The following is a 5,518-nucleotide window of genomic DNA, read 5'->3' as shown; positions in this document are numbered from 1 at the left end:
TCGTAGGACAGCGCCAGGTACATCATCGGCGCGATCACGACCTGGCCGTTCTGGGCGATCGGACGCTCCTTGATGGCGTGCATGCCCAGGATGGCGCTCTGCGGCGGGTTGATGATCGGGGTCGACAGCAGCGAGCCGAAGGTGCCGCCGTTGGTCACGGTGAAGGTGCCGCCCTGCAGTTCTTCCAGGCTCAGCTTGCCGTCACGGGCCTTCTTGGCGTAGTCGGCGATGGTCTTCTCGATGTCGGCAAAGGACATGCGCTCGACGTTGCGCAGCACCGGGGTCACCAGACCCTTGTCGGTCGACACGGCGATCGAGATATCCGAGTAGCCGTGATAGATGACGTCATCGCCGTCGATCGAGGCATTGACCAGCGGGAAGCGCTGCAGCGCATTGGCGGCGGCCTTCACGAAGAAGCTCATGAAGCCCAGCTTGATGCCATGGGCCTTGACGAACTCGTCCTGCAGATCCTTGCGCGCGGCCGAGACCTTGGACAGGTCGACCTCGTTGAAGGTGGTCAGCATGGCCGTGCTGTTCTTGGACTGCATCAGGCGCTCGGCGATGCGCTTGCGGATGCGGGTCATCGGCACGCGTTCTTCCGGACGTGCGCCACCGGCCTTGCCGGCGCCGCCGTTGCGGGCGAAGTTGACGATGTCTTCCTTGGTCACCGCACCGTGACGGCCGGTGCCGGATACGTCGGCCGGGTTCACGCCTTCGGTGATGGCCGAGAAGCGGGCGCCCGGGGGCAGGGCGTCGGCAGCCGACTTGGTGGCCGGTGCCGGCGCCGCAGCAGCGGCCGGGGCAGCGGGTGCCGGTGCGGCAGCGGCCGGAGCGGCGTCAGCCTTCTTCTCTTCGGCGGCCGGCGCAGCAGCGGCGGTGGCGCCTTCTTCGATGATGGCCACGACCTGGCTGGAGGTCACGGTGGCGCCGACCTCGAACTTGATCTCCTTCAGCACGCCATCGACGGGCGACGGCACTTCCAGGACGACCTTGTCGGTTTCCAGATCAAGCAGGTTTTCATCGCGCTTGACGGCATCGCCGACCTTCTTGTGCCAGGTGGCGATGGTGCCGTCGGCGACGGATTCGGGCAGTACCGGGGCTTTGACTTCGGTGGCCATGCGGGAGCTTCCTGGTTTGTCTTTTCTAGAATGAGGAGGGAGTTATTCAGCGACCGAGTCGTTGAACGGGTTGACCAGGGCATCGGCGATCAGCTTCTGCTGTTCGATGATGTGGTCAGCCATGTGTCCAGCGGCCGGCGATGCCGAACGGGCGCGACCTGCGTAATGGATGCTCTGGCCATCGGCCAGGCACGCCTGCAGGTGGTGACGGATCTGGTACCAGGCACCCTGGTTCTGCGGTTCTTCCTGACACCACACCACATCGGCCGCCTTGCCGTACTTCTTCAGCTCCGCTGCCAGTGCCACGCGCGGGAACGGATACAGCTGTTCGACACGGATGATGGCGACATCGTCCTGGCCACGCTTGGTCTGGTCTTCGAGCAGGTCGTAGTAGACCTTGCCCGAGCACAGCACCACGCGCTTGACCTTCTTGCTCTCTGCCTTGGCATCGCCGATCAGGTGCTGGAACTCGCCGTTGGCCAGCTCTTCCAGGGTCGACACGGCCAGCTTGTGGCGCAGCAGCGACTTGGGCGACATCACGATCAGCGGCTTGCGGGTGGTCATGCGCATCTGGCGACGCAGCATGTGGTATGCCTGCGCCGGGGTCGACGGCACGCACACCAGCATGTTCTCCAGCGCACACARCTGCAGGAAACGCTCCAGACGCGCGGAGCTGTGCTCCGGGCCCTGGCCTTCGTAACCATGCGGCAGCAGCAGGGTCAGGCCGGTGATGCGGCCCCACTTGGCTTCGCCGGCCGCGATGAACTGATCGATCACGACCTGGGCGCCGTTGGCAAAATCGCCGAACTGGCCTTCCCAGATGCACAGGGTGTTCGGATCGGTGGTGGAGAAGCCGTACTCATAGGCCATCACCGCTTCTTCGCTGAGCAGCGAATCGATGATGGTGGCCTGTTCCGGCGACTCGACCAGCTGGCGCAGCGGCAGGTAGTAGTTGTCGGTCTTCTGGTCGTGCAGGATCGCGTGGCGGTGGGTGAACGTACCGCGGCCGACGTCCKGGCCGACCAGACGCAGGCTGTTGCCTTCGTCCAGCACGGTGGCGTAGGCCAGATTCTCGGCAAAGCCCCAGTCGCCCGGGATCTCGCCGGCGGCCATCTTGCGACGGTCGTCGTAGACCTTGGCCACGCGCGAGTGCAGCTCCACGCCCTCGGGCACGGTGTTGATCAGCTGTGCCAGCTGCTTGACCTTCTCCATGCCCACGGCGGTGGACACCGCGTCGGAGAGCTTGCCGTTGAGCAGCTTGGGCCAGTCGACGTACATCTTGCTGGTGGCCGGGGTCTTTTCGACCGCCGCCAGCTCGGTGGTGACTTCGCCGGCATCGAGCTTGTTGCGGTAGGCATCGACCAGCGCCCTGCCACCGTCGGCCGGAATGACGCCTGCGGCTTCCAGCTGGGCGGCATACAGCTCGCGGGTGGTCTGGTGCTTGCGGATCACCTGGTACATCAGCGGCTGGGTGATCGCCGGTTCGTCGGCCTCGTTGTGGCCCCAACGGCGGTAGCACATCAGATCGATGACCACGTCCTTGGCGAACTTCTGGCGGAACTCGAAGGCCAGCTTGGCGGCGAACACGACCGCTTCGGGATCATCGCCGTTCACGTGCAGCACCGGCGCGGCGATCATCTTGGCCACATCGGTGGCATAGCGCGTGGAGCGCGTATCCAGCGGGTTGGAGGTGGTGAAACCGACCTGGTTGTTGACCACGATGTGCACCGTGCCACCGACGGCGAAGCCGCGGGCCTGGGACATCTGGAACAGCTCCATCACCACGCCCTGGCCGGAGAAGGCCGCGTCGCCGTGGATCAGGATCGGCATCACCTGCTTGCGTTCGGTATCGCCACGACGTTCCTGGCGCGAGCGCACGCTACCGGCCACGACCGGGTCGGCAATTTCAAGGTGCGAGGGGTTGAATGCCAGCGCCAGGTGGACCGCGCCACCCGGGGTGGCGATGTCGGCCGAGAAGCCCATGTGGTACTTCACGTCGCCGGCCGAGGCGTGGTCGTCGTGTTCGAACTTGCCTTCGAACTCGTCGAACAGCTTGCGCGGGCTCTTGCCCAGCGTATTGACCAGCACGTTCAGGCGGCCACGGTGGGCCATGCCGACGACCACGTCCTTGACGCCATCCTTGCCGGCGTCACGGATGATGGTGTCCATCATCGGGATCAGCGAGTCGCCGCCTTCCAGCGAGAAGCGCTTCTGGCCCACGTACTTGGTGTGCAGGTAGCGCTCCAGGCCTTCGGCCGCGGTCAGCCGCTCCAGGGTGCGACGCTGCGTGTCGGCATCCAGGCTGTAGTTGCCGCCGGTGGTCTCCAGGCGCTGATAAAGCCACTGGCGCTGCTCGACCTCGGAGATGTGCATGAATTCCGCACCGATGGAGCCGGTGTAGGTTTTCTTCAGGCGATCGAGGAGATCGCGCAGCTTCATGCGCGGCTGGCCGGCGATGCCGCCAGTGCTGAACTCGCTGCCCAGGTCGCTCTCGGACAGGCTGTGGAACGGCAGCCCCAGGTCCGGCGGGTTGGTCGGCGGGGTCAGGCCCAGCGGGTCCAGACGGGCACCGAGGTGGCCGCGCGAACGATAGGCGGTGATCAGACGGCCGACATTGCGCTCGCGCTCGTCGCCGGCACCGGTGGCCGTACCGCTGTTGACAGCGTTTTTGGCAGCGTCGGTGATGTGGGCGATGACGGCCGAGTGCGGAATGTCACCGGCTTCGCGGCCCTTGAAGCCGTCGAAGTRGGTCTTCCATTTGGGATCGACACTGTCCGGAGAAACGAGGTACTGCTCGTACAGATCCTCGATATAGGAGGCGTTGCCGCCGGCGAGCTGCGAAGACTGCGCAAACTGCTTCAGTAGATTGTCCACGATGGAGGGTCGGATTCGCTTGTGGGGTAAGGCTTCGATGATCCGGCAGGGAAAAGTGAATAGCCCTGCGCGGGCGGTATCTAACTCCCCAAATTGTACCCCCATCGAGACAGGAAGGGGCACCGCGGCGGTCCCGGGTGGACTGCGGTGTCATTCCCAGACAGGTTCGAGCCTGTGGCGTGAGCTACAGACCGATGGCGCGCAATTCGCTGCATTCACGCGAACGTTCCCATACGCGCTGCAAACCGTCCTGCAACGGTCGCGAACGTGCTGGCAGCGCGAGGGCGGCTTCACCGTCGTAACGGTGCCCACCCAGACGAAAGTAGTAGTCGCCGGCATCGTTGAGCAGACAGGCCGAGGCCAAGGCGCGGTCGATCGGGTCGTTGACCTGACGGACCCGGAAGACGCTGGGCAGGCGTTGCAGCAGCCCGGGCAGCGGTGAGCCGGACTGGGCGATGGCCGGGGCGTCGTGAACGATCAGCCAGGCCTGTTTGTCATGGCGGGCGGTGCCGAAGCGGCGCAGGGCCTCCAGCACCGGCGGGGCGTCGAGCAGGCCGGGGTCGAGCTGGCGGCTGTGAATCCACAGCTGGCGGCGGGCACGGTGGACCAGGGCGGTGGTGATCGCCACCGCCTCATCAAAGGCGGTGATGTTGACCGCCCCGTCCAGCACGCGGCGCATGTGCTGGTGGGCGATACCGGCCTCTTCGAACACGTCGCCCTCGGGCAGGAAGCCTTGGCGGGTATAGAACACGCGGGCCGGCAACTGGGCGTGCAGGCTCACCTCCCGCCAGCCGCGGGCGCGGGCGGCCTCGACCAGGGCCAGCAGCATCGCCTCACCGACCCCATGGCCGCGCCTGTTGGCCAGCACGGCCATGCGACCGATACGGCCGTCCGGGGTGAGCCGGCCGGCGCCGATCGGCTCGCCCTGGGCAGTGCTGGCCAGCACGTGCACGCTCAGCGGGTCGAGCGCATCGATCTCCAGTTCGGCCGGCACCCGCTGTTCGTCCACGAACACGCGGTGCCGGACTCCGTGCAGCGCGTCGCGCTGCGCGGGATAGTCGACCACGGCGACCTGGATGCCGGATGCGCCCATGTTCAGGGCGCCTTGCCGTCGTCGCTCTCGTCGGTGTCGTCGAAATCGACGATGACTTCGATGCCGTCGTCGTGGATGGTCACTTCGTGGACATCGGGCTGGGCGCTGTCGACCTCGACCGCCTCGGTGCCATCGACGATGGCGTCCTCGGCGAAGGTGCCGTCCTCTTCTTCGTCGTCAAATTCGTCTTCGTCATCGAAGGCCAGGGCGTCGAAGAGCTGGTAATAGCCGCCGGAGACCAGTTCCTGGACGGCATCGCGGCCCTTGGCCGAGAGCTTCTGGTAGAGCGCGGCGCCGAGCTGTTCAGTCGCGGCCAGGAGCTGGGCGTCTTTGACCGGCAAGGCGAATTCCAGGCCGCTGCAGTACAGGCTGGCACCGCGCTTGGCCCGGCGCCAGGCCATGCGCGCCCACGGATGGCGCTGCAGGTCCAGGC

At 65.9% G+C, this 5,518-nt stretch carries 4 protein-coding genes; all 4 read right to left on the bottom strand.

All coding sequences use genetic code 11. The features are described 5' to 3' along the window. On the bottom strand, window positions 1–1,118 hold a 1,118-nt coding region (gene sucB, locus ACXJKH_RS13425; RefSeq protein ID WP_457319963.1), incomplete at its 3' end, for a dihydrolipoyllysine-residue succinyltransferase. 42 nt (window positions 1,119–1,160) lie between these two features. Continuing rightward, the gene (locus ACXJKH_RS13420; protein ID WP_457319961.1) at window positions 1,161–3,992 is read right to left on the bottom strand and encodes a 2-oxoglutarate dehydrogenase E1 component; all 2,832 of its coding nucleotides are present in this window, start codon (window positions 3,990–3,992) and stop codon (window positions 1,161–1,163) included. 184 nt (window positions 3,993–4,176) lie between these two features. Beyond that, window positions 4,177–5,085 (bottom strand): GNAT family N-acetyltransferase, encoded by a 909-nt coding sequence (locus tag ACXJKH_RS13415; RefSeq protein ID WP_457319960.1) that lies wholly within the window; start codon window positions 5,083–5,085, stop codon window positions 4,177–4,179. A 2-nt stretch (window positions 5,086–5,087) separates the two neighbouring features. Then, window positions 5,088–5,518: winged helix domain-containing protein (locus tag ACXJKH_RS13410; protein ID WP_457319958.1), on the bottom strand; the 431-nt coding region annotated here is incomplete at its 5' end.

This window comes from Stenotrophomonas sp. P5_B8 (assembly GCF_054049855.1).
The sequence above is the reverse complement of the archived record's forward strand: the minus strand, read 5'-3'. Positions and strand labels throughout refer to the sequence as shown.

Bases quoted from the DNA above. Each gene is read 5' to 3' on its own strand.
- ACXJKH_RS13415 (WP_457319960.1), bottom strand. From the start codon at position 5,085: ATGGGCGCATCCGGCATCCAGGTCGCCGTGGTCGACTATCCCGCGCAG.